This window comes from Spirosoma luteum DSM 19990 (assembly GCF_000374065.1).
Classification (GTDB): Bacteria; Bacteroidota; Bacteroidia; order Cytophagales; family Spirosomataceae; genus Spirosoma; species Spirosoma luteum.
Map to the genome: position 1 here is coordinate 848557 of NZ_KB893245.1, position 22584 is coordinate 871140.

At 49.6% G+C, this 22584-nt stretch carries 21 protein-coding genes and 1 pseudogene; 10 read left to right on the forward strand and 12 right to left on the reverse strand.

Features of this window, described 5'->3' with window-relative positions:
* Nucleotides 1-26: 26 nt before the first annotated feature.
* Together B156_RS0103520 and B156_RS0103525 are read right to left on the reverse strand one after the other, a co-directional pair.
* Nucleotides 27-374 (reverse strand): winged helix-turn-helix domain-containing protein, encoded by a 348-nt coding sequence (locus tag B156_RS0103520; RefSeq protein ID WP_018618252.1) that lies wholly within the window; start codon nt 372-374, stop codon nt 27-29.
* 103 nt (nt 375-477) lie between these two features.
* Nucleotides 478-1962 carry an SGNH/GDSL hydrolase family protein gene (locus B156_RS0103525; RefSeq protein ID WP_018618253.1) on the reverse strand — a complete coding sequence of 495 codons (1485 nt, stop codon included), beginning with the start codon at nt 1960-1962 and terminating at the stop codon, nt 478-480.
* Between the two features lie 207 nt (nt 1963-2169).
* Between B156_RS0103525 and B156_RS0103530 the strand changes: the two genes are divergently transcribed.
* Complete coding sequence (locus tag B156_RS0103530; RefSeq protein ID WP_018618254.1) at nt 2170-2379, forward strand: alkylphosphonate utilization protein; 210 nt, start codon at nt 2170-2172, stop codon at nt 2377-2379.
* A 138-nt stretch (nt 2380-2517) separates the two neighbouring features.
* Here the strand turns inward: B156_RS0103530 and B156_RS0103535 are convergent, their stop codons facing one another.
* A complete protein-coding gene (locus B156_RS0103535; RefSeq protein ID WP_018618255.1) occupies nt 2518-4044 on the reverse strand; it encodes an OmpA family protein in 1527 nt (508 codons plus the stop codon).
* 202 nt (nt 4045-4246) lie between these two features.
* Here B156_RS0103535 and B156_RS0103540 point away from each other — a divergent pair, with 202 nt between their 5' ends.
* The 3 genes from B156_RS0103540 to B156_RS0103550 all read left to right on the forward strand — a co-directional run bounded on the left by B156_RS0103540 (nt 4247) and on the right by B156_RS0103550 (nt 7994).
* Nucleotides 4247-5623: a putative oxidoreductase C-terminal domain-containing protein gene (locus tag B156_RS0103540; RefSeq protein WP_018618256.1), complete on the forward strand. Its 1377-nt coding sequence runs from the start codon at nt 4247-4249 to the stop codon at nt 5621-5623.
* Nucleotides 5624-5724: 101 nt separating this feature from the next.
* Entirely contained in the window at nt 5725-6897 is a 1173-nt protein-coding gene (locus tag B156_RS0103545; protein WP_018618257.1) for a Gfo/Idh/MocA family protein, read from the forward strand.
* A 119-nt stretch (nt 6898-7016) separates the two neighbouring features.
* Entirely contained in the window at nt 7017-7994 is a 978-nt protein-coding gene (locus B156_RS0103550) for an MBL fold metallo-hydrolase (RefSeq protein ID WP_018618258.1), read from the forward strand.
* 508 nt (nt 7995-8502) lie between these two features.
* On the opposite strand, the gene B156_RS0103560 is transcribed toward B156_RS0103550, so the two are convergent.
* From B156_RS0103560 to B156_RS0103575, 4 genes are all read right to left on the reverse strand, one after another.
* The gene (locus B156_RS0103560; protein WP_018618260.1) at nt 8503-9426 is read right to left on the reverse strand and encodes a DUF808 domain-containing protein; all 924 of its coding nucleotides are present in this window, start codon (nt 9424-9426) and stop codon (nt 8503-8505) included.
* A gap of 384 nt (nt 9427-9810) precedes the next feature.
* Nucleotides 9811-10002: a cold-shock protein gene (locus tag B156_RS0103565; RefSeq protein ID WP_018618261.1), complete on the reverse strand. Its 192-nt coding sequence runs from the start codon at nt 10000-10002 to the stop codon at nt 9811-9813.
* Nucleotides 10003-10493: 491 nt separating this feature from the next.
* A complete protein-coding gene (locus B156_RS0103570) occupies nt 10494-11522 on the reverse strand; it encodes a zinc-dependent alcohol dehydrogenase family protein (protein ID WP_211211215.1) in 1029 nt (342 codons plus the stop codon).
* Between the two features lie 74 nt (nt 11523-11596).
* Complete coding sequence (locus tag B156_RS0103575; protein ID WP_018618263.1) at nt 11597-12343, reverse strand: NADPH-dependent F420 reductase; 747 nt, start codon at nt 12341-12343, stop codon at nt 11597-11599.
* Nucleotides 12344-12440: 97 nt separating this feature from the next.
* Between B156_RS0103575 and B156_RS0103580 the strand changes: the two genes are divergently transcribed.
* The 3 genes from B156_RS0103580 to B156_RS0103590 all read left to right on the forward strand — a co-directional run bounded on the left by B156_RS0103580 (nt 12441) and on the right by B156_RS0103590 (nt 15982).
* Nucleotides 12441-12791 carry a winged helix-turn-helix transcriptional regulator gene (locus tag B156_RS0103580; protein ID WP_018618264.1) on the forward strand — a complete coding sequence of 117 codons (351 nt, stop codon included), beginning with the start codon at nt 12441-12443 and terminating at the stop codon, nt 12789-12791.
* Between the two features lie 379 nt (nt 12792-13170).
* Entirely contained in the window at nt 13171-14397 is a 1227-nt protein-coding gene (locus tag B156_RS0103585; protein ID WP_018618265.1) for a multidrug effflux MFS transporter, read from the forward strand.
* A 733-nt stretch (nt 14398-15130) separates the two neighbouring features.
* Nucleotides 15131-15982, forward strand: coding sequence for an MOSC domain-containing protein (locus tag B156_RS0103590; protein ID WP_018618266.1), 852 nt, complete (start codon nt 15131-15133; stop codon nt 15980-15982).
* Nucleotides 15983-16127: 145 nt separating this feature from the next.
* Here the strand turns inward: B156_RS0103590 and B156_RS0103595 are convergent, their stop codons facing one another.
* The 4 genes from B156_RS0103595 to B156_RS31255 all read right to left on the reverse strand — a co-directional run bounded on the left by B156_RS0103595 (nt 16128) and on the right by B156_RS31255 (nt 18434).
* On the reverse strand, nt 16128-16334 hold the full coding sequence (locus B156_RS0103595) for a hypothetical protein (RefSeq protein WP_018618267.1): 207 nt from the start codon (nt 16332-16334) through the stop codon (nt 16128-16130).
* Between the two features lie 99 nt (nt 16335-16433).
* On the reverse strand, nt 16434-17750 hold the full coding sequence (locus B156_RS0103600) for a thioredoxin family protein (RefSeq protein ID WP_018618268.1): 1317 nt from the start codon (nt 17748-17750) through the stop codon (nt 16434-16436).
* A 109-nt stretch (nt 17751-17859) separates the two neighbouring features.
* Entirely contained in the window at nt 17860-18072 is a 213-nt protein-coding gene (locus B156_RS0103605) for a hypothetical protein (RefSeq protein WP_018618269.1), read from the reverse strand.
* Nucleotides 18073-18230: 158 nt separating this feature from the next.
* The gene (locus tag B156_RS31255) at nt 18231-18434 is read right to left on the reverse strand and encodes a hypothetical protein (RefSeq protein ID WP_157626894.1); all 204 of its coding nucleotides are present in this window, start codon (nt 18432-18434) and stop codon (nt 18231-18233) included.
* Between the two features lie 848 nt (nt 18435-19282).
* Here B156_RS31255 and B156_RS0103610 point away from each other — a divergent pair.
* Nucleotides 19283-19804: a hypothetical protein gene (locus tag B156_RS0103610; protein ID WP_018618270.1), complete on the forward strand. Its 522-nt coding sequence runs from the start codon at nt 19283-19285 to the stop codon at nt 19802-19804.
* A 2-nt stretch (nt 19805-19806) separates the two neighbouring features.
* Here the strand turns inward: B156_RS0103610 and B156_RS32475 are convergent, their stop codons facing one another.
* Nucleotides 19807-20301, reverse strand: a complete 495-nt coding sequence (locus tag B156_RS32475; protein ID WP_342664395.1) for a hypothetical protein — start codon at nt 20299-20301, stop codon at nt 19807-19809.
* 556 nt (nt 20302-20857) lie between these two features.
* On the opposite strand from B156_RS32475, the pseudogene B156_RS32545 reads away from it, so the two are divergent.
* Nucleotides 20858-21123: pseudogene (locus B156_RS32545) on the forward strand (PH domain-containing protein).
* 269 nt (nt 21124-21392) lie between these two features.
* Nucleotides 21393-22151 carry a formylglycine-generating enzyme family protein gene (locus tag B156_RS0103620; RefSeq protein ID WP_018618272.1) on the forward strand — a complete coding sequence of 253 codons (759 nt, stop codon included), beginning with the start codon at nt 21393-21395 and terminating at the stop codon, nt 22149-22151.
* The last annotated feature ends 433 nt before the right edge of the window (nt 22152-22584 follow it).

The window sequence follows — 22584 nt, forward strand, 5'->3', positions numbered from 1 at the left end:
GAGAAATTGAGTTGCTAAGGAGGTCGTTAGTGGGGTAGGTTAGCCAGTTCATCGGCCAGAAATTGCTGGAACCGTTCGTGGAGCGCGCGGTAATAGGTAAGGTACGTTTCGCCGGTTTCGGTCACGATGGCACCTCCGCCTTTTTCGCCCCCGGTTTGGGTGGTTACCAGGGGAGTACCAGCCTGCGTATTCATGGAACGAACCAGCTCCCAGGCTCGCTTGTAAGACATTTTCATGGCCTTGGCGGCTTGGTTGATGGAGCCGGTACGCTGGATATGGTCAAGTAGTTCAAGACGACCAATACCCATGAATCGCTGCGTGGTATCGGCCGCTGTTGTTTCGAGCCAAATGCGGCCATTGATACGGAGGTGCATATCAGAAACAGACGTTGGTTAAAGGACTGTACAGTACAAACGTGCCTGTTTTTTTGCCGATAACCTAATGAAGAGCAACCTCAACCTAATGTCTTCAGCACCGTTATTCCTCTCTTTCGCGTTTGGTTTCTTCCCGATGGAATCCTTTTGCAAAGCGCAATACCCACTCGGCAAGGTGGGTGTTGTCATATACCTCGTGCATGATTTTAATCGGCTCCTGATACAGCCGGTCGGAGGCAAAAATAGCCTTCCAGTCCAGACCGTCGGGGTCGGCTCCGGGTACATTGGCCTGTTTCATTACCTTCAGAAACTCCCAGGCGATGAGGCCATGCGCAATGGCGGTTGGGTGTACCCCATCGAGCGAGAAAATGCCGCCCTGTTTCAGATTCCCCTGTGTGTCTGCGTGGTAATATTTGGTGTTCGGAGTTGGGTATTTGAACGAGAAATAAGGCGGAAAATCATAGCATGGAGCGCCGTTGTTTCGTTTGAAGGCTAATTTGTCGAGCATATCGGCCATGTCTACCAGATGATAACGCCCCGGCTGCTGATTGTTCCGTTCCGTCAGCAAGCTTTTGATGGTTTTATTATAGGCCCGTATGCAGTTATCGACGTGTAGGGCCTGGGTGAAACTGAGGTTGATACCCGTCTTGAAGGCGTACGCTTCATTGAACGGGAAGTAGGTGTAGTATTTAAAATACGTGACTATATCGTCTTTACCGTCATCATCCGGGATTTTCACCTCAAATGTTTCGCCAACACCTTTCGCCAATGGCGCAATGGTTACCAGTGGAACGGTAGCCAGAAAAACCTTTGTGCTGGTACCCGCCAGTGCCGCATCAATTTTGTCGAGGAGGACCTTATAATCAGCCGCAAAGTCGGTTGGATGCCACAGATTCCACCCGTATTTCAAAATTTCGTCGCGGCTCAGGGTATCTGTTTTGCCCTTGCCGGGTGAGTAATTGATGCTCAGGTCGACAATGGTACCCAGCGCATTATTCGCCCCTAACCAGATGATTACATTTTCAACACCACCGTTCTGAACGTGATAATCAAGCCAGTCCAGCTGCGATTTTGTGTTATGTTCTTTTTTGAGCGACGGGTTCAATACTTTCAGGGCTGTCCGTACCAGCGATTCGTTTGGGGCTGCATAGAAACCATCCTTCGTACCACTCTCCTGAATTTTGCGCTGGCAGTAAGCTCCGTCGATGAGCCAGGCATCAGACACGTTGAAGCCCCGCACGGCCACGTTATGGAAATACTGAATTGCCTTATTTGGGTAAGGTTTATCGGCTGCGTAGGCATCCCGCTCATAAAACGCTTCTACCTTATTCAGAAACCGGGGTATAGTGGCCGCGAAAGCCAGCGTCCACTCGAGGGTGTCGATATCCGTGCCATAATCTTTCTCCAGTAGCCTGAATAGCTCCTCTATATTGACCGGCAAGCCGCCTTCCGGCCAGTCGGGGTACTTATAGTCCGCTATCCCGAATAAGTTAGCCAGCAGTGTGGAATAACACAGGTCCGTACGGGCAGCCGCCCCCGACATAAATCCCTGGCTGATGCTATCGCCGATGGTGAATAACTTTAGCATAAACTCTAATTGGTTAGCGGGTTGAAACGCTAAAATTGGCTGGATTTCAGTTGCTTTGCAAGGGTTAAATTCCCGTTTAATTTTGGTGGAATACGCCTTCTGTGAGGTAGTATAGGCCCTCAGGGTAGCCAGAAAGCGGGTAGCCTATTCGTTTCCTGCAAGGTTCCCGCTTTTACCTACATTTGTAGGGTATTAAAAAGAACGACGATGGATGTGAGAGACACCAACGGAGCGGCCCTTGCTGAGGGTGACTCGGTTAAGCTGACGAAGGATTTAAAGGTGAAAGGGGCATCCACGATTCTGAAAAGAGGCACAGTCGTGAAAAATATCCGGCTTACACTCGATGCGGAGGAAATTGAGGGGCGGATAGAGAAAACAATGCTGGTACTGAAGACGATGTTTTTGCAAAAAGTATAGCACAGGCATTACGGAAACCCCTACAGATGTGTGTGGATACGTTCGTTTCCTGTCATTCCTCCACAACCGAAGCCCGGTTGTGGAGGAATGACAGAACGTACTCTGCTATTAGTTCAACACAGAAAGATTCTACAACCACTATAGCGTCAGAATGGCAAACTCGACCCGGCGATTGATTTTGCGGTCTTCATCCGTACCCTTGGTTAGAATGGGGCGCGTATCCCCATAGCCAACGGTTTGAATACGGTCGATGCTGATGCCCTTCTGAACCAGGTAACGCTGACAGGCGATAACCCTGTCCTGCGAAAGCTGGAGATTCTTGTCGTGATCGCCGATGATGTCGGTATGGCCTTCCAGCCGGATTGCCATGTTGGGGTTATCCTGCATCATACCCACCAGTTTATCCAGTTCGGCAAACGAGGCCGACAGTAAATCGGACTTCGACATCTCGAAATACACATTTTTCAGTGTTACTTTATCACCCACGGCCAAAGGTGTCAGGGTAATGTTGCGGGTTAATTTCTGCCCTCCGGCGGTTTTGCTCAAGTCCAGCACCCCGCTGGTTGACTGGTACCCCCGCGCCGATACCACGTAGGTGTACACCTGCCCCTTGTTGAGGCTCATCCGATAGGCGCCCGTTGAGGCAAAACTTTGTACGGAGTCAATGGCCTGCTTGCTGGCCGAGAGTTGATAGTCGATGGTAGCCGTAACGGGCCGCTTGTTTTTGGCATCGCTCACAATGCCCGACACCGTCACGATGGTTGCTACGGGAACCGGAGCGGGCACATTCGGTTTAGGAGCCTCCATCTCCCCGCCCGAATTGCCGGAAGGCGCGGGAGGAAGTTTGGATGTCGATTCTCTGGGTAGATTGGGTACGGGCGTTGGGGTAGTTGGGGGCAGGTAAACGACCTCATCGGCCGGGTTATGGACGTATAAGTTGTATATATTCCAGCAGGTGTACTGGTCACTAATGCATTCGAACAGGTCGAAATTCTCCAGCCCCTTGTCCAGTCGCTGAAAGTACAGGGAGAAGGAAACCTGATCGCCGGGAAAGGTGTTCCTGCCCACCAATACGGTTTTTCCTGTGTTGCGGTCTACCTGTTCACGCCTTACGGGAATGCCTTCAACTTTTATAAACCTGAACGTTCTGGCTCCATTGGCCGAAACCAGATACGCGTTCGGGTCAAAACCGATGGTGTTAGTTGATACAGGACGGCCGTTTTGATCTCTTCTCGGCTGGCTTGTATCCACATAGGTCAAATCCAGAATGGTATACTCCTGCGTTAGCCGGATGTTATTTACCGTTACGCCGGGATCGGCCGAACGGCCACTACCCGTCTGATTGCCAGCACCAGGATAGGCGTTACCCGTGTTTGGGTACTGGCTGCCGGAGTTCGGATACTGGCTTCTGGAGTTCGGATACTGGTTGCCGGAAGTAGGAGGCTGTCTTCTGGAGTTCGGATACTGACTGCCGGTAGTGGGGGACTGTGGTCTGGAATCAGGATACTGCCTTCCGGAGTTTGGGTAGGTACTACCCGTGTTGGGGTACGCATCATCGGGTGGTGACTGTGCCCCTCCTGATGGCGAGCCGGACGGATAAGAGCCACTCATGCAGGAAGCCAGAAGACCAGTCAGGAAAATTGAAACTAAAGGGCGTTGCCACATAGGGAGAAGCGGAGAAATAGGGTTAATCGAACGGCCTTTAATAGCCTGACTTATAAGACGCTCTACGGGAGAAAAGGTTTAAAATACCGCTACCGCAAAACGGAATGCCGAACCATTGACTAGTAAAAACGGCAGTATTTGCGCTTACAATAGTGTAGGAGTCGTTTTGCCCGCCAAAAACCAAAATAACTAACGCTGATTAATGAAAATACCCCTTGCCAGCAGCCTCCTTATGGCTACGCTATTGACAGCCTGCCAGTCGGCCGAAAAAACCGATACAACGAAAGCCGCCTTCCGGTTGATTACCCTGGACCCAGGCCATTTTCATGCCGCCCTGGTACAGAAAACGATGTATCCGGATGTGGATTCTGTTGTGCACGTCTACGCACCCGATGACCAGACTGCCGACCTGCAACTTCATCTCGATAAAATTGAAGGGTACAATACGCGTCCTGAGAATCCGACCCGCTGGAAAGAGGTGGTTTACAAAGGCCCCGATTTTCTGGATAAAATGATTGCCGAAAAGCAGGGGAACGTAGTAGTTATGGCGGGTAACAATCGACTGAAAACTGATTATATTCAGAAAACGGTCGGCGCTGGTTTTAATGTGTTGGCCGACAAGCCGATGGTTATCAATGCCGCTAAATTCGACGAACTGAAAGAAGCCTTCGCTACTGCCGAAAAGAACAACGTGCTGCTCTACGACATCATGACCGAGCGGTACGAAATAACGACTATGCTCCAGCGGGCCTTCTCGCAGCAGCCTGCTTTATTTGGTACGCTGGAAAAAGGAACGCCCGAAAACCCCGCCGTCACCAAAGAAAGTGTTCACCATTTTTACAAGAATGTGTCGGGGAGTATTCTCACTCGCCCGTCCTGGTTTATGGACGTAGCGCAGCAGGGCGAAGGTATCGTTGACGTAACAACGCACCTGGTCGACCTGGTACAGTGGGCCTGTTTTCCGGAACAGATTATTGATTACCAGAAAGATATTACATTGAACTCGGCCCGTCGGTGGACTACCGACATGAGCCTGAGCCAGTTCAAGGCCATTACCAAACAGGATGCATTTCCGGATTATCTCAAAAAAGACGTGGTGAAAGACAGTATCCTGCGCGTTTACAGCAACGGCGAAATCAACTACCAGCTTCGGGGTGTTCACGCCAAAGTATCCGTTACGTGGGCTTATAAAGCCCCCGAGGGGGCAGGCGATACGCATTATTCCATTATGCGCGGCACCAGGACCAACCTGATTATCCGTCAGGGAGCGGAGCAACAGTACAAACCCGCTCTATACATCGAAGCGGCTAATGGCAACAAGGACCTGGATGCAGCACTTAAATCCGCACTCCCCGCTATTCAACAGGCTTTTCCGGGGGTTGATGTCAAGAAAAATGCCGCCGGGTGGGAGGTAATTATTCCCGATAAATACAAAGAAGGCCACGAATCACATTTTGGCCGGGTAGCCGAAAAATACCTGGAATACCTGAAAGCCGGTAAACTACCCGCCTGGGAAGTCCCGAACATGATTGCCAAATATTACACAACCACGCAGGCACTGGAGCTGGCGAAGAAGTAATTTTGACTGAGTGAATGATAGAATCGGTACGCCGAAGCGGAGTGAATACAAATGAGTTTCCCCATTCTATCATTCACTCATTCACTCATTCAAAATTAGCTATGGATAACAGACGTACATTTCTCAAGGAGGCCATCACAACAGCCGCTGGTTTGGTGGCCCTGCCCACAATCGGAACCTCTATGCCGAGCAACTCTATGCCGGGAACCCCGGCTATCATCAAATCTGAGGTGTCGGGGAGCGATGGACTGCCAATGGCAGCCCGGATTCGCTTTGCGGTGATTGGCATGAATCACGGCCATATCAACAGTCAGGTTGGAGCCGTAACCCGGGGTGGGGGCGAATTCGTTTCCTACTACGCCAAAGAGCCTGAGTTGATGGCTGACTTCGCCAAGCGCTATCCACAGGCAAAGCAGGCGAAAAGTGAAGCAGAAATTCTGGACGATAAATCTATTCAACTGGTGTTGAGCGCGGGTATCCCCGTGGACCGTGCTCCGCTGGGAATCCGGGTCATGAAAGCCGGTAAGGACTACATGTCGGATAAACCCGGTATCACCACCCTCGACCAACTGGCCGAAGTGCGCAAGGTGCAAAAAGAGACCAAACGCATCTACTCGATTATGTACAGCGAGCGGTTCGAGAACAGGGCAACCGTAAAAGCCGGAGAACTGGTGAAAGCCGGGGCCATTGGCAACGTGATTCAAACCATCGGGCTTGGGCCGCACCGCATGACGCCTAAGTCCAGACCCGATTGGTTCTTCGACAAGAAGAAGTTTGGCGGCATCATCTGCGATATTGGTTCGCACCAGTTCGACCAGTATCTGTTTTTTACCGGCTCCAAAAAAGCGGATGTCGTAGCCGCGCAGGTGGGTAACGTCCACTTCCCGCAATATCCAAATTTTGAAGATTTCGGTGATGTCATGCTACGCGGTGATGGGGGTATGGGCTATGTCCGGGTGGACTGGTTCACGCCCGACGGCCTAAAAAGCTGGGGCGACGGTCGGCTTACTATTCTGGGAACTGAAGGCTTTATCGAAATTCGCAAGAACATTGACCCCGCCGTTCACGAAGGAGGCAATCATCTCTACATCACTGATAAGAAGGAAACCCGTTACATGGACTGTAGCAAAGAACCGCTTCCCTACGGCGAACAACTGGTGAACGACGTATTGAACCGCACCGAAACGGCCATGACTCAGGAGCATTGTTTCCTGGCAACCGAACTGGCCCTGAAAGCGCAGAAACAGGCACAAACGATTCATCTGGAGAAATAGAGAGCAGGTTTTGCGTTTTTGCTATGCCCACGGGATGGGCTATCACTCCGTGGGCCGGAATATGCATATGAACAATTTATTGGACGAGTAGGTTGAGCAATAAACTACTCAACGCTAAAATGGAAGCTCAAAATGATCTTGATAAACCAAATAACACAGCGCTGTCATCACCCTACGATGTCACCGATGATGTTGCGGGTCTAAAAACGTTAATGGTTAACCTGTTCTTCATCGGTATACCTGGCCAAGGCAACCCCTGGGTGCTGGTTGATGCGGGTTTGCCGGGTTACGCGGGCCAGATTAAAAAGAAAGCCGAAGCGCTGTTTGGGCCTGGTGCCAAACCTGACGCTATTGTCCTGACACACGGCCACTTTGATCACACGGGTGCGTTGAAGTCGCTGCTGAAAGAATGGTCGGAGGTGCCCGTTTATGCACACTCGCTCGAAGTGCCCTACCTAACCGGAAAGTCGAGTTACCCCCCACCCGACCCAGCCATTGGTGGCGGCTTCATCTCGTACAGTTCGTTTATATTTCCCATCGGGCCCGACGATTTTGGCAACCGCGTTCGGGCAATCCCAACCGGTGGTCAAATCTCCGAACTACCGGGCTGGCAGGTTATTCACACACCAGGCCATGCGCCGGGCCATATCTCACTCTTCCGACAGAACGACCGGACGCTCATCGCGGGCGATGCCTTTATAACAACCAACCAGAACTCGGCTATTTCAGTCGCTACCCAGCGAGAGGAATTTCATGGCCCACCAGCCTATTTCACCTGCGATTGGAATGCTGCCCGGCAGTCAGTCCAAACGCTGGCCGATTTGAATCCGCTGGCCGTCGGCACGGGACACGGCGTTTCGGTTCGAGGGTACGAACTCCAGATAAAACTGAATCACTTAGCCGATAATTTCGAGGAGCAGTCCATCCCATCAGAAGGTCGGTACGTGAAACAAGCAGCCATCACCGATCAAACCGGAATAGTCGACATGCCAACTCCGACCTCCTATAACGTATCCCGCGCTGTTGGCTGGGGTCTGCTAATGGGTACGTTGCTGTACGCATTCTGGCCAGCGAGTCAGGACGAGCGGGACCATTGATTTATTCAACCCTATATAAACAAAAAGCGGCCCTGCTACAGCAACGGTCCGATTCGGGTCGGGCCCTTTACTAGCTGTCTACTACAATCAGTCGCATACGCCCCGAAAAGTCACTTTATGGACGACTGAACGTACTGAGCGGGCCGTTGAGGTAAAAGAGGCATGCCGAAGATTCCATCTTTAAGTGAGCTGCCATCGGGCCGCTTCGAGGACATTTCTACTCCAAACTTTAGTGTCATATTTGGCACTGTTTGTAGGAGACCCTGATGCTGGAAATCACCGACACACTTGGTGAAGAATACTTTGACCAAGTGAGACAAAGGCAGAATCAATACAAGGGGTTTCTTATGCCATTGCTCAAAGTAAACCGTCAATGAACGCTTTTTAAACAGGTAGGAGCACTGAGTTAGTCGGAGTAGCTACAAACTATGAAGGTTTGTTGGTTGACTGAAAATCAAAAAACAGGTGCGCAAGGCGCGAAATTGGTTGAGCTGTTTAGCTGTTTGCGCTACTTCCTGGGCTGGAAAAATACCTTCTTCATCAGCACTACAAGCGTCTCAATGATAAACCCTATTACAAGTCCGGCAACGCCACAAGCCAGGGCTTTGGTAAACCAGGCTACTATCGGCATAGAGGATAGGGCCTGTTCCAAATTGTGCAGTAAATGAGCGGTAAACGGTATGCCATGCGCTATGATTTCGGCACCGACCCAAAGCATGGCTGCTGTACCTACATAACCTAGCCAACTCAAGAAATGCGGCATAAATTTTACAAGGCCGCGACCTATTTTTTGAGTAGCAGCGGGGTATTGATCGCCAGCCAGATGTAGCCCCATATCATCGGCTTTAACAATCAAGCCAACAAATCCATAGACAGCCACCGTAATAAAAACGGCCACCGCCAGCATCACCACAATCTGATTGACGATCGCCTGGCCGGTTACCTGGCTATAAGCAATGGCCATAATTTCTGCCGACAGAATAATATCGGTGCGAACCGCACTACCCACTCGTTCCTTCTCTAATTCATCGGGAGTAATCTCTTTTACCGGCTCTCGTTCAGTGTTCCTATCGCGGTGAGTAAACAGGGAATGAACCTTTTCGTAGCCTTCAAAACATAAATAAGCACCACCAACCATTAAAATAGGCGTAATAGCCCAAGGGGCAAAGTAGCCAAGCAACAAAGCTGCCGGACTTAATATCAAGAGTTTATTGATCAGTGATTTTTTGGCAATCCGGTAAATAATAACCAGCTCCCGAGATGGATCGAGCCCTACGACATATTTGGGCGTAACGGCCGTATCGTCAATGACAATGCCCGACACTTTTCCGGTCGTTTTCGCTACTTGAGCAGGCACATCATCTAAACTGGCAGCACTTGCTTTTACCAGCGCCGAGATATCATCTAACAAAGCAAAAAGTCCTGAAGGCATCGTCAAAAAGTTGGCTACTTCTACAAATAGGGAGAGGGTGCATTTATAAAACCCTGCCTTTACCGAACGATTAATATGAAAAGTACAAAATCTTGACAAAGCAGGTATCGGCCTGTTTTACAGCTCAAACAGCGGAAAAAGACAATTCTGAAACCTTATAGATTAGGTTATACATATTACCCGTTGTCGACATTTGTTTAAACAAGGTTTTTATCCAATCAGCGTTCGTTAAACGCTATGAGCTTAAATAAGCTTGAATCCGTTTGCTCAACTACCTTCATTAAAGGTGAAAGCGAGTTAATTTAAGCCATCTTACCCAAAATTAAAAGAACAGGCTTTAATAGCCTGTTCTCTCTGTACTACTGGAGGACCGCTCCTATGGCCTTACGTCCGTTTGACGTTGACCGCATTCAAGCCCTTTTTACCCTGCTCGACATTGTAGGTCACTTTGTCATTCTCTCGGAGTTCTTCACTGGTAGCTGAAATGTGTACAAACACATCTTCGCCCCCATCATCGGGTTTAATAAAGCCGAAGCCTTTACCCTCATTAAAAAATTTGACGGTTCCTGTTGGCATTGTAATTGAATTAAAGTTTGGCTCAAGGACGACAGAAGTGGTCAAATTACCAAACAGGGTTATTGATTGGTACACTCCTAACTGGGTGGTTAGCTAATCAGCCTGGTTCTCCATTGGCCGTTAGGGCGGGCCGTTTCCGGTTGAAAAGTCGTTTAGGCAATCCCTCTAGCAAAGCGGTTACGGGCTTGAAAATTGTACTATTCTCCGTCTCCTTGCATAAGGATTCTTATGTTAAGGGATTAATTCAAGATCTTGCCCCCTATAGAAGGGCTGAAAATGGGCCGGATTTTAACTTGGAAAGGGAAGAAAATAAGGTATTATATTAAGCGATTATTCGTGGATTACCACATTCATTCCCCTAAAAAGAGCGTATTTGAGAATTAGTAGGTGGATGATTATTTAATTGATGAAAAGTGAGTTGAGCATTTGTTAACAAAAGAAGCAAAACAAATGCCCCAAAGGGCATCTGTCTTTAATGCGATTAGGCGGAATTACATTTTGATCACAATCTTACCAAAGGCCCCTTTCGCTAAGTGCTCATAGGCTTGAACCGCTTCCTCGAAGGGATACACTTTCTCGATCACCGGCTTGATCTCATACCGATCAAACGCCTGGTTCATTTCCTCGAAGGCCCGCAGATGGCCAACCGCAATCCCCTGAATTCGGGTCTGCTTGAAGATTACGCGCATCAAGTTGAGATTGGTCGTTTGCCCGGCCAGAAAGCCGATGACTGCTATCTGTCCGGTGACTTTGGTGGCTTCCACTGAGTCGTTCAATCCATCTCCACCGACAACTTCCAGTAGCTGATCAGCACCTTTGCCGTTTGTCAGCTTCTGCACTTCCGCGGCCCAATCCGGGGTAGTCACGTAATTGATGACTTCGTTGGCTCCCAGCTGGCGGGCCAATTCGCCTTTGGCGTCGCTGCTAGTCGTCACAATCACGCGAGCCCCTAAGGCATGGGCAATTTGTAACCCGAAAATGGATACGCCCCCGGTTCCCTGGATCACCACTGTTTCACCAGCCTTCAGATTGCCGTAGGTGACGAGGGAGAACCAGGCGGTCAAAGCGGCAATAGGCAGCGTGGAGGCTTCTTCATCCGTCAATGAATCCGGGGCCAATACCGCCGATTCGGCTTCCAGAATCATATATTCAGCGAGTCCACCAGGATAAGGCGTTCCAAGGCAATGTGCCGGTTCATCAGGTGCTGGTGTACCATCAATCCAGTGCGAGTACAGATGCGAAATAACGCGGTCCCCCACCTTAAAGCGGGTCACTTTGGACCCTACCTGAATAATAGTGCCTACCGCGTCGGATACAGGAATCAATCGCTTAGGCACCAGGTCCGGCTCGTAAATTCCATCAACAATGGCTTTGTCCCTAAAATTGAGCGAAACCGCCCCGACTTTAATTAGGATTTCATGCGGTTTTGGTGTGGGCCTGGTTACGCTACCGAGTTTTAAATTTTCTAACCCGAACGCGTGAAGCTGCCAGGCTTTCATTGTGATTGTTGACTGTGACATTTGATTCTTTTTTTTACAAAGGGGGCGTATCTACCTTTTCTTCTAAAGACGCCATACGTCCACTATTGTTATCGTTACATATAAAGTGCACGACTCAGACGAACGCCGTATGCCGCATCGGGGTTTTTGGTGGCACTGCTCATTCGCTCCATAATAGCGGCAACCGCCAAATCTCTCCGCGCGGGCAACCGTTCTTTTTCGGCTGTATCAACCAAGGCCTGTATTTCGCTGACCGTCAGATCAGTACAATAGATCGGTGCACCTGGTTGCTGCCGCCACGAATCAGCCAAGGAACCGGTATCGAAGGCATCAAATCCGGTGTCCTCCACCAGTTTCATCGTTAGGGTCCTATCCGAGTCCCGATCGGCGGCTATCGGAATGGCAATACGGTCTGAGCTTCCAGCTGGTTTGCCTTTTGTGGCCAACGAATCGGAACCAATGGCATTCCAGGCTTTGGCAATCGGTCGCCCCAGTTGCTGCTTGACCCATAGACTTTCTACCTGTCCCGCTTCAATTTCGTCGATGCGACTGTCGCGCGCAGGGTAATAATTAGCCGTGTCGATGACCGTTGTTTCTTGGGGCACCCCGGTAAGAAGAGGAGCAACCTCGGGAATGCGATTCAAGGGAATGGACAAGATGATTACCTCTTTATCCTGCACGGCTTGCTGAACGGTAACCGCTCGGGCACCCGTAGCCAGTACCGCTGGATTTATGTTTTCGGGTGCCTTCGAATTAGCCACTGATACATCATGTCCTGCCTTGGCCAATTGTAAGGCCAGTGTTTTACCAATGTGGCCTACGCCTACAATTCCAATTTTCATACCTCAGTTTGAGTAAATTAGGTTGCAAAATTACCCTATATTACTTTCCTTTGTATAGTAGTTTCCTAAAGGAAAGTAAGATAGTATTAAAAGGGATATGGCGGTTAAAAAAGGGCCTTTAAATTGCCTAGATACGGTAAAGCCGGTGCGGGATACGTTGGATGTGATCAATGGCAAGTGGAAACTGCCGATCATAATCTCGGTTTCGATCGGCAATGATCGGTTCACCGATATTCAGGAGAGTATTCCTGGTCTTACACCGAAGGTATTGGCCAAGGAACTCAAGGAGCTTGAGGAGCATAAACTCATCAAGCGAACCGTAGTGGGGGATTACCCCGTTAAGATTTTGTATACCGCCGAACCCTACGCCGACACGTTAACGCCCCTGATCTATGCCATGAAGGATTGGGGCGTAAATCATCGCAACAAAGTTTTCAGTGCGGAATAAGGGATAGGCACCGTCTATTAAAACGCCCGTTTTTCCCAGACAGAAATAAATTTCTCTATTGCTAAATCTCGAATAATAGTAATAGTCTTAACTGGTCATAGCCCCGGCGTCGCAGTGGCTGAACCAGCCACGGTACGCAGCAACGGGGACCGCGCTTAGCGGTGCGGCCCGACCCGTTCCGAAGCCAGGCCACATCACTTCCATTTACATCCTAGCCCGCCCCCGTCGGAATGGTGAATTATCTTTTTATTGGTAGCGGACGGTGAGGAACCATTTACAGGAACTGCTTCTTCTTAAAGTGCCCCTATCAGTTAGTAACTACTTGAATAGAGGAGCCGCCAACCGACTCAACAATACGTCACAGCGTAATTCAGCCACAATGACGACAAAACGATACGTCTTTTTAATCCTGATTCTGGGCTCCTTATCGGCGCTAGGACCTTTCTCAATTGACATGTATCTGCCCGGTTTTCTGGCGATAGCCAACGATCTGCACACCACCGTTGCCCGTGTCTCGCTTTCCCTGTCGAGCTTCTTTATCGGTATTTCGGCCGGGCAATTGCTGTATGGCCCTCTGCTTGACCGCTTTGGGCGAAAGAAGCCGCTTTACGTAGGGCTGATTCTCTACGTAGTAGCCTCCGCCGGTTGCCTCTTCATTCACTCGGTCGATATGCTCATCGCCCTTCGATTTGTGCAGGCCATTGGTAGTTGTGCCGCTGCAGTTGCTGCCGTAGCAATGGTGCGGGATTTGTTTCCCATTGAGGACAATGCCAAGGTCTTCTCCCTGCTCTTGCTGGTGCTGGGGGCTTCTCCCATGATTGCCCCTACGCTAGGCGGCTACGTCATTGCAGGGTATGGATGGCAGGCGGTATTTCTGATTTTGATGGTGCTGGGAACGCTCATTCTGCTGGCCTGTATTTTCTGGCTGCCTGAAAGCTATCAGCCGGATCCCTCGTATTCGTTAAAGCCCAAACCCATTCTTACCCGCTTCTGGTCGGTGCTTCGGGAGCCCCAGTTTTATACCTACGCGCTGACCGGTGCGGTTACATTCTCGGGGTTATTCGCTTACGTGGCTGGATCAGCGCAGGTATTTATGGGTATATACGGAGTCAGTGGCCAGGGATATGGATGGATATTCGCCTTTTTGTCGGTCGGCTTTATTGGCTCCAGTCAACTCAATAGTATCGCGTTGCGTTCCTTTCGAAGTGAACAAATTGTTCCGGTGGCCTTACTGAGTCAGTCGATCATTGGCCTCACTTTCTTACTCAGTGCGCTACTAGGCCTGCTAGGACTCTTTAGCACGATTGCGTTTTTATTTGCCTTTCTGTGCTGTCTGGGTTTTACTAATCCGAATACATCGGCGTTGTCATTAGCTTCCTTTGCCCATAATGCCGGCAGTGCTTCGGCCCTGATGGGTGCTCTGCAGATGGGCATTGGGGCGCTTGCTTCGGTGGCCGTTAGCGTCTTTGATTCTCAGTCGGCCGTACCCATGATCAGTATCATGGCGGCAGCGGCTACGGGGGCGCTGCTGATTTTGCTCGTTGGTCGTCGGATGATTGTTCGACCGGTAGTTGAGGATAGTCAAACAGCGCCGGTTTTGCACTAAGGGCCAGTTCCGTTTATACCTGATGTAGCCGACACTTCGGTAGCGACTAGAAGTAACCCCCTTTGTGACGGATTGAGCGTTGGACAGCCATTCCAGTTGGAGCCAACTGTGCCTATTTGTAGGTCATTATGGATGCTTTCTCGCGCAAGATTGTGGGTTGCCGGGCCGCCGGTGCGTTCACTCCCGAAAACCATGCATGCACAGGGAGCGCTCAATGCCTTGAAAATGGTTTTATCAGCTCGAAAAGACATTAGCCAAGCCTTGATTCATCATCCTAGATAACCTGAAAGTGTATTTCCGTTATCTGTAAAAAGTGCAAAAATTACTTTTCCGTCAATTCGACCACGAAAAGGTTGCCTTTTTGAACTGTACCTATGAAAAGTACAATATATAGATTGGTATGCCTAGCGTAAACGTGAAGCTGTTATAGCGGTAAAATTCATTTTTAAAAAGTTATAAAGATCGCTACTGACTCGTAGGCTAGCGCCTTTATTGACAAGCAGACAATGCGGTCGCCATTGGGGTATTAACACCCGTACCCTGGGCCACTGGCTCACAAGGTCAATCCCAACACCAGCTTCTTTCGAACGTAACCGGTTGACACTTGCAAGCGATCAGCACGGCTATGTCCCGCCCATCGAGCCCATCGATTGATTGTTCGTGGACGCGGAGCCGGGACTCCTGATCCCGGTAGGCCTTGCCAATCGCTTTACTTCGTTTGTCGCTAAGGCCGATGATTACTGTTTCGCACCTGTATATCTATCCCATTAAGTCACTGAGTGGCATTCTGCTTCAGCAGGCTACCCTGTTGGATAGAGGCTTTCAATTCGACCGGCGCTGGATGCTGGTTACCCCCGACGGAAACGCCCTGACCCAGCACCGCTGTCCGCAAATGGCCCTGCTGGATGTGGCCATTGACCGTCATCGGAGTATGCGGGTCTGGCATCGCCACCAACCCGACGATCGGTTGACCCTACCCCTGACGCTCCCGCAAGACTCAATTACGTCAACCCTTAAGGTCCATGTTTGGGATAGCCACAACATCCCCGCCGTGGCCGTGAGTCACCAGGCAGACCACTGGTTTAGCCGGACACTAGGCCAGGACTGCCGGTTGGTGTTCATGCCCGACAGTACGGTACGGGCGGTTGATCCGGCCTATGCTCATTATCAGGAAGCGGTTAGCTTTGCTGATGGGTACCCTTTTCTGCTGATTGGCCAGGGCTCACTCGATGCCCTCAATGAGCGGTTAACAGAACCGGTCTCCATGCTTCGATTCAGGCCTAACATTGTTGTCCGGGGCAGTGAACCACATGCCGAAGATACCTGGGAGCGGTTTCGGATTGGGGACGCTACCTTCTACCGGGGCGAATCCTGTGGCCGTTGTGTATTGACAACGATTGATCCGTTGACGGCTCAGAAAGGTCCCGAACCGCTGCGAACCTTGACTAGCTATCGCCAGCACGATCACAAACTTCTGTTTGGCCAGTACGTACTGGCCGAGCCGATGCCCCCCACTCAAGCTAAGCCCGTCAGCCGATGGGCTCAGATTCGGGTAGGCCAACCGCTTACTACCCTTCGGATTTAACCCTAAGCCACCTCCTTTCAGGAGTCGCCCGTAAGCGAACCGGTTACTATTACCCTTCTTTGATTGGAAAGAGGATAGGTTACTGTAGGGTAAACCAGTTCACTTGCTGTCCCATTCCTATGCTCGCTAATCGTAACCTTTCTGATCAATCTGCTTTCTTAATCTCGGTCGCACTTAAGGTGATGGTAAACTCGCGTCGTTGGCTATTCCAGCAGTGCACCCGCTGCCCATACTGACTGATCACCGGTACGGGCCAGTCAATGTCGGGATTAGCCGCTTCTAGCTCCTCAGCAGTCATCGGGTTAATTAGGATTACTAGGTCGTTCAGCTTGAACTCGTGTTTTGTCTTCATTTATTACTTGATTGGCTCGCCAGGGAGCCAGTACATGACCCCCAGGATGCTGAACAATCTGGTGGTAAGCCAGGGGCTGCCTGTGGGGTCCTGACTATCCTATAAGGTGCCCGCTTTCATTTTCTCCAGCACCTCTTTACTACTGCTATGGTCGGTATCGCCATCGGCCACAACGGCTTTGGTCTGCCACTCAATGGCTTCCTGCCGACGTCCGAGTTTATACAACAGGTGAGCATACGTATCCAGGTTGGCCGCCTGCTGCCGAATAGCCACTGAACGTTTCGCCCAGCTTAAGGCTTTTTCAAGCAATTCCGGCTCATCAACAGCCTCGTAGAAAGCCCACGCTCCCTGGTTCAGCTGCATGGCTAAAGCCGAGGAGTAGGCCGATTGATAATAAGCCCTCATCTCCTCAAACTTTTCGATCGTACTCGAGTCGCGCTCCCCCCGCAAATAGGGCCCCATAACCTCCTCATATTGCTCCTTATCTCGCTGGTGAAGGTCGGCCAAACTAAGGCTCATGGGCGTACCGTCCATATACTGGTTGGCTACCTCAATCAGCTTTGCTGTATTGCCTACGTGTCGATAAAAATCCATGCGCAGACCAAACGCTTGTTGTTCGTTGGCTTCTTTGGATCGGCTATCATCCTGGCTGCCTGCATGCTCGATCATCAGCGCAACCGCTTGTTCAAACAAATCGGCATCTTTCTGCTGACGAGCCTGCCTTAGGGTTTGCATCACGGCTATCGCCATGGGCGGTGGTTGATTCTCCTGCATGGACCCCATGAGCTCATGGACGCGGGCCTGATTTGCCTGGTAGAGTTCGTAGGCCCTGCTATTGAGGACCAGCACCTTTGGGTAGTCCAACAAGAGTTGAAGTGTTTCGTCGACCTGTCGCTGCCCGGCTGGCAGACTAGCCAAATACGCGTTAAATACATCGGTATAGGGTTGCTCCAGCTGTTTGAGCCGCTTCAGATACGCTTTGATGAAAGCCGCATCGCGCTTACCCGACTCGTATTCGGCCTGGTAAGCAGCCAAAGGCTTTTCCGAACGAGTGGCGAAGGCCTCGTCGGCCAACGCCATAAACTCCTCTACGGGGCGCCCTCCCATTGCCGCAAAGACGACCTCCTCATCGGCATTGACGAAAAAGTAGGATGGATACCCCCGAACGTTAAACTTTTTGGCCAGTTCTTGGCCTTCACCCTTCTCGGCATCGGCTTTATAATTGACAAAAGCGGCGTTGTACTTTTCCCCAACCTGAGCATTGGGGAACACCTCCTTATCCATCCACTGACAGGGACCGCACCAGGAGGTGAAAAGGTCCAGAAAAATAAGCTTGTTTTCGTGTTTGGCTTTTGCCAGCATCGATTGCCAGTCACCTGGCTCAAAATTGATACCGTGGGTAGGGTTTAACTGCATAGTATAGTAGAAGAAAGGGCTATAAGGAACGAGAAAAGTGCTAGTTCGCTCCATAGTCAATACGGTAGACCAAGCTTATTCTATGTCCCAAGCTGCTTTGTTGGTGGATCTAGGTTACCAATTGATTGAGCTGATCGTTAGCATACAGTTTTTGATTACACCTACTTTCCAGCGCAACGCTTCGTAGCCAGCGAATCCAGTATTTCTTTACTCCGGTGGCTTTGGCTAACGCCGGCTGGAAGTCTGCTACAATCTGCCGTTTGAGCCGATAGGTCACCTCGCCCGGTGGCCGATGGCTAGAATAAAAAAAGCCTTCTTTCATCGTTTTTGGGTTGTCTAATAAAGGGTATATAAGGGTAAATCATCAGAATAGGGCGGCAGCCCTGGCTGACCGGCTGAGCTTACGATTCGTTTAAGAGAAGTAAGCAAAAGACCCGTTAAACTACTGCTTATGACCTTGAGCTTCAGGGGTGAAGTTAGTTAATTCAGTAGGCAAACGGGTTGGACTTTAGGCCGGTATAAGGTGGTAATGCCCTGTCGGAGATAGATGGGATAATTGTCTAACTCCCGATCCACCTGTTTATGGTCATGAGGCATAGCCCGGAATATGTAGTGAGGGTCAATGAAGATGATGTTGAGCCGCTCTTGTACCTGTCTCTTCACCCGCTCGGTATGCTTTAGCAAATGCTAACTGGTGGCGTTGTCTTGGTCTGGTCTGGGTCATCAGAATAGCGGTGAGTACAGTACCAGTAGTGGTAGTAATTCGACAAATAGACCTGATAGGTACCGGGTTGGTCACGGATGGTGCACAGCAACTGAGCGGCTTGTTGGATTTTTGCTGCTGTCCCCGAATAAAGTTAGGTATGGAAATGTGCCATATGACGCGCTCTTGCGCTGATGTCAATACCTGTCCAACTTTATCAGTAATATACGGTCAACAAGCCTGGGTTGCTTGACTAATTTTAGTGGTTATACAATAAAGGTAAGTTCCACTCCCCTTCTTGTTTAAGTACAAATATTGTATAAAATTTCTTCGTTTCCGAAATCGCTCCTACTTGAAATGAAGAAATGTTTATGTGTCTACTACTTGGGAAATCGGTCGTTCGGAGAAACGTACGATTAGCCAGTCCCTGCGTAACTTCAGTTAGTAAGAGTCTGCGTCGCAGACTCTGCTTCACATAACATTGGTAGCTGTTGCAAAAGTAACTCATTGATGGATAGATAAGTTACTTTTGCAACAGCCACTGGTATTATACAACATCCCTTCAAAGAATGCCAGTGGTGACATCGGATGTCACCACTGGCATTCTTGTATTTTACCCTTTTATAGGTGTCTGCGACCGCACCGGCCGGAACAGCCACTGTCCGCTAAGCGGTGCGGGACAGGCATTTTTGTACTTTTTTAAATGCCCCCTTTAGCCAGTAAAGAAAGCAGGAGTGTATTGCGGATGTTTGCTTGATTCAAGCTACGTACGACTAAATGCGACTACAGTTGTATGGATTGTAGGAACATCAATTAATCCCTTCAACCCATGCACTTTAGTCTGTTTATTAGTATCTGGACGCTGATGTTATTAATTCCCCTCGGATTCATCATTCGCCGAATTTACCGAAACAGGGCAACGAAAGCAGCCACCGAGCGTTTTGCAAAACAGCTCCAACAGCATCCCGTACTCGGCAAAGACTTTGCCCTCACGCTATATAGACCGGTGGCCTGGATTGACTTTACCCCTAGCCTAGAATCCAAAAACCTACCGACTCTTCTCAATAGCCTACCCAGTCGAATCGGTGCTTTTTTGATTCATTACCGACAGTGGGTCAGTACGGATCATTGGTTGTTGATAACCACGGTGGGTTATTTCCGGCCCTATTCAACGGGACATGAGCTTTTTACCCCGGTCTACTCGGGCAACTGGGAGACGTACAATCTTAATTTTGTGATCCAGTTTGATCCCGTCAAAAGACAGGTTGTAGTTTTATCGGACCTGTACACCACCTTAGTCGATAAGAATTTACGAGCTGACTTCGCCACGGCTATCTTTAAGATGCTTTAGATCTAGCTTAAAACGTGTTGGGGAATTAAGTTTGGCCAAGCAGTCAAATTCGTTGTAGCATGATCTGAATGTTGGCTAGATACAGCCAACTCACCGAAGAAGATAACGTGTACTCGTAATCTTTGACGATACGCCGGAAGAACGGGGTCGCCCGTGCGATTAGTCCACGCAATGCTCCGTTCGACTACCCACCGTTTGGCTACCGGCACAAAACCACGAGCCGATTCAGGACGCGAAGCTTTCTCGAAATCAATGCTCCACGCAGCCAACGCCTGGGCAAATACCCCGTTGTATGCTTGATCCCCGTAGACCTTCTCCAACCTCTCTCCAGCCCGCCAGAGTATCGTGCTGACTAAAGGAACGGCTGCTGGACCCTCGGCTTCATTAGTCCCATGCACATCGACCACCCACAAGCGGCCATCCGTATCGACGACAAACTCTCGTTTTCGCCCGTTGACTCGTTTATTGACGTCCAAACCTCGATAATCGCAAATCATGGGGTTTAGTTTAATGCTCTGTGCATCAATACATAATACAGAGGGGTAGGCTTGTCTATCGACCCGTTTACGGTCTAAGTGATTTAACGCTGCGTTAATTCGCTCGAAGGTGCCATCCTGCTTCCACTGATCAAAGTAGTAGTAAACGGCCTGCCAGTTGGGCCACTCTTCAGGTAGGTTACGCCACCGCTCGAGCGGCCCCGTGACAACCTGTTCGCAGAAGCCACAAAATAATGTTGATCATCTGGCGCGGGTTATGTTTGCGCTTGCGTTTGAGATCGAAAAAAGGCGAACCGGGTCGCTGGAGCGATTGCGGCCCATTGAGGGTCGGTCAGTGGCTTCCACTGTTTGGTCATGACTCTGTAGTTTGGCGACCACAAAGTTGGCACGACTCTCAACCTTTCTCAATTCCCAAACACCCTCTAAAGTAAGACTTGAGCTAGCTATTTCCTTAGCGGGCTTATTTATTAGTTTGAGTAGCTTGATGGTCTATAAAGAGCTTTGGGCAGGAGTAAGTATTATCTTGGTGGTTTCCCTACTGATTCTACACTTGTTTATGACAACACGTTATAAACTGGACAAAAATACCCTTACCATTCAATCAGGCCTTTTCTTTCACAAAGCGTTGCCCATTGCTTCCATCAAAAAGATCATCGAAACCCGAACCCTATTAGTTCACCCGCTCTCTCGCTGGATCGAATTGAATTAGTCTATAATCGATTCGATAGTGTGTTACTCTCTCCTGAGGACAAGATGGACTTCATCACTGAGCTGCTCCGTCGAAAGCCGGACATTGAAGTTCGGCTAAAGAGTAGGGTATAAATACAGGCACTAAGGAAGAGCTTAGGTTAACTTCAATATAGGAGTATCGCCGAACGCTCCTATGCGAGACGAAGAAACATTCGTATATCTGCTGCTTAAATTGGGCGTTTCATAGTTCACGCTGCCACCTTCGTTTGTTCTGTTTGTCAGCTTGTTTGGAGGCTTACTCGACACACTCCCAGCCGATTAGCGCCAAACATACAAAGTAGAAAAGTGGCCTAATAGAATTTTAGAGACAGGTGCCGGAAACGCCGGCAAAAAATCTAGTGATGAACTACATTTTAATCGCCGTTCTGCTTGTAACGGCGGCAGCTACCCGGTGGCAAAGTAACTCGAAGCTATCAGAAAACGCAACCGCGGTTGGAGATATCAGTGAGCCGGATATGGTCACGGTGCAGGGCGGCAGGTTTGCTATGGGTGGCTATGAGAATGATAATGAAAAGCCAATCCATAATGTTACCCTAAGCAGTTTCAAAATAGCTAAATATGAAACTACGCTGGCACATTGGCAACAGGTTATGGGCAGTAATCCTTCCGGTCGTACTGATTGTATGGATTGTCCGGTAACCGCTGTCGGCTGGGATGATATACAGGCATTTATAACAAAGTTGAATACCCTATCCGGTAAGATCTATCGCCTGCCTACCGAAGCCGAATGGGAGTATGCTGCCAGAGGCGGTACAAAAAGCAAGGAATTTGACTATGCGGGTAGTAATGATGTCAATGCGGTAGCCTGGACGTTTGCTAACAGCGGATCAACTATTCATCCTGTTGGTCAAAAACAGGCCAATGAATTGGGCTTGTATGATATGTCGGGCAATGTCTTTGAATGGTGCAACGATTGGTATGATGAGACCTATTATGCTAACAGTCCGGAACATGATCCCAAGGGCCCTGCCACTGGGCCGCATCGTGTTTTCCGGGGTGGTAACCGGTCCAGCGAACCCGCTAAAAGCCACGTAGCCTATCGCAACCCCTTCCGGTTGGGCTACGCCAACCTAGGGTTCCGGCTGGCTTCTTCCCTTTAGTAAACCGAATACCTTTGAGCTAACCTAAGGGACTGCCTACCCGGGGCTTCGTGAAGGACAGTAAAGGAAATCTTTGGCTTGTCTTTTCTCAAGAAAAGCTCTTTTTGAGAAATACTTACAAGATGCCCTTGTGGGCATATATGTTGTTTATCTTGTTCTTATGTAAACGTTCGTTTATAACAGAACGCAATTTCTTTCCTTCACCCGTTTTCAAGCATGAACCACTTCAACATCAAAACCAAACGCCAGCTACTTTCTGGCATACTGGCTGGAAAGACTGATGCTTTACGAACTTACCAGCGATAGCAGGCAGTTTCTGTTTTTCCTTTTCGATGGGTAATTGATGCGAGAGCAGTAAGCGAAGGAATTACGGCCATTGATAAGCAGGGTGAAAATATCCCGATGAGTGAACAGGAGTTTGAGCAATTACCCC

What these genes read in the sequence shown, in the direction of transcription:
- B156_RS0103565 (WP_018618261.1), bottom strand. Translation starts at nt 10,002, where the DNA reads ATGCCAACAGGAACCGTCAAATTTTTTAATGAGGGTAAAGGCTTCGGC.
- B156_RS0103520 (WP_018618252.1), bottom strand. Translation starts at nt 374, where the DNA reads ATGCACCTCCGTATCAATGGCCGCATTTGGCTCGAAACAACAGCGGCC.
- B156_RS0103600 (WP_018618268.1), bottom strand. Translation starts at nt 17,750, where the DNA reads ATGCAGTTAAACCCTACCCACGGTATCAATTTTGAGCCAGGTGACTGG.
- B156_RS0103585 (WP_018618265.1), top strand. Translation starts at nt 13,171, where the DNA reads ATGACGACAAAACGATACGTCTTTTTAATCCTGATTCTGGGCTCCTTA.
- B156_RS32475 (WP_342664395.1), bottom strand. Translation starts at nt 20,301, where the DNA reads ATGATTTGCGATTATCGAGGTTTGGACGTCAATAAACGAGTCAACGGG.
- B156_RS0103580 (WP_018618264.1), top strand. Translation starts at nt 12,441, where the DNA reads ATGGCGGTTAAAAAAGGGCCTTTAAATTGCCTAGATACGGTAAAGCCG.
- B156_RS0103570 (WP_211211215.1), bottom strand. Translation starts at nt 11,522, where the DNA reads ATGTCACAGTCAACAATCACAATGAAAGCCTGGCAGCTTCACGCGTTC.
- B156_RS0103575 (WP_018618263.1), bottom strand. Translation starts at nt 12,343, where the DNA reads ATGAAAATTGGAATTGTAGGCGTAGGCCACATTGGTAAAACACTGGCC.
- B156_RS0103540 (WP_018618256.1), top strand. Translation starts at nt 4,247, where the DNA reads ATGAAAATACCCCTTGCCAGCAGCCTCCTTATGGCTACGCTATTGACA.
- B156_RS0103545 (WP_018618257.1), top strand. Translation starts at nt 5,725, where the DNA reads ATGGATAACAGACGTACATTTCTCAAGGAGGCCATCACAACAGCCGCT.
- B156_RS0103620 (WP_018618272.1), top strand. Translation starts at nt 21,393, where the DNA reads ATGAACTACATTTTAATCGCCGTTCTGCTTGTAACGGCGGCAGCTACC.
- B156_RS0103535 (WP_018618255.1), bottom strand. Translation starts at nt 4,044, where the DNA reads ATGTGGCAACGCCCTTTAGTTTCAATTTTCCTGACTGGTCTTCTGGCT.
- B156_RS0103530 (WP_018618254.1), top strand. Translation starts at nt 2,170, where the DNA reads ATGGATGTGAGAGACACCAACGGAGCGGCCCTTGCTGAGGGTGACTCG.
- B156_RS0103595 (WP_018618267.1), bottom strand. Translation starts at nt 16,334, where the DNA reads ATGAAGACAAAACACGAGTTCAAGCTGAACGACCTAGTAATCCTAATT.
- B156_RS0103550 (WP_018618258.1), top strand. Translation starts at nt 7,017, where the DNA reads ATGGAAGCTCAAAATGATCTTGATAAACCAAATAACACAGCGCTGTCA.
- B156_RS0103590 (WP_018618266.1), top strand. Translation starts at nt 15,131, where the DNA reads ATGATTACTGTTTCGCACCTGTATATCTATCCCATTAAGTCACTGAGT.
- B156_RS0103610 (WP_018618270.1), top strand. Translation starts at nt 19,283, where the DNA reads ATGCACTTTAGTCTGTTTATTAGTATCTGGACGCTGATGTTATTAATT.
- B156_RS0103560 (WP_018618260.1), bottom strand. Translation starts at nt 9,426, where the DNA reads ATGCCTTCAGGACTTTTTGCTTTGTTAGATGATATCTCGGCGCTGGTA.
- B156_RS0103525 (WP_018618253.1), bottom strand. Translation starts at nt 1,962, where the DNA reads ATGCTAAAGTTATTCACCATCGGCGATAGCATCAGCCAGGGATTTATG.
- B156_RS0103605 (WP_018618269.1), bottom strand. Translation starts at nt 18,072, where the DNA reads ATGAAAGAAGGCTTTTTTTATTCTAGCCATCGGCCACCGGGCGAGGTG.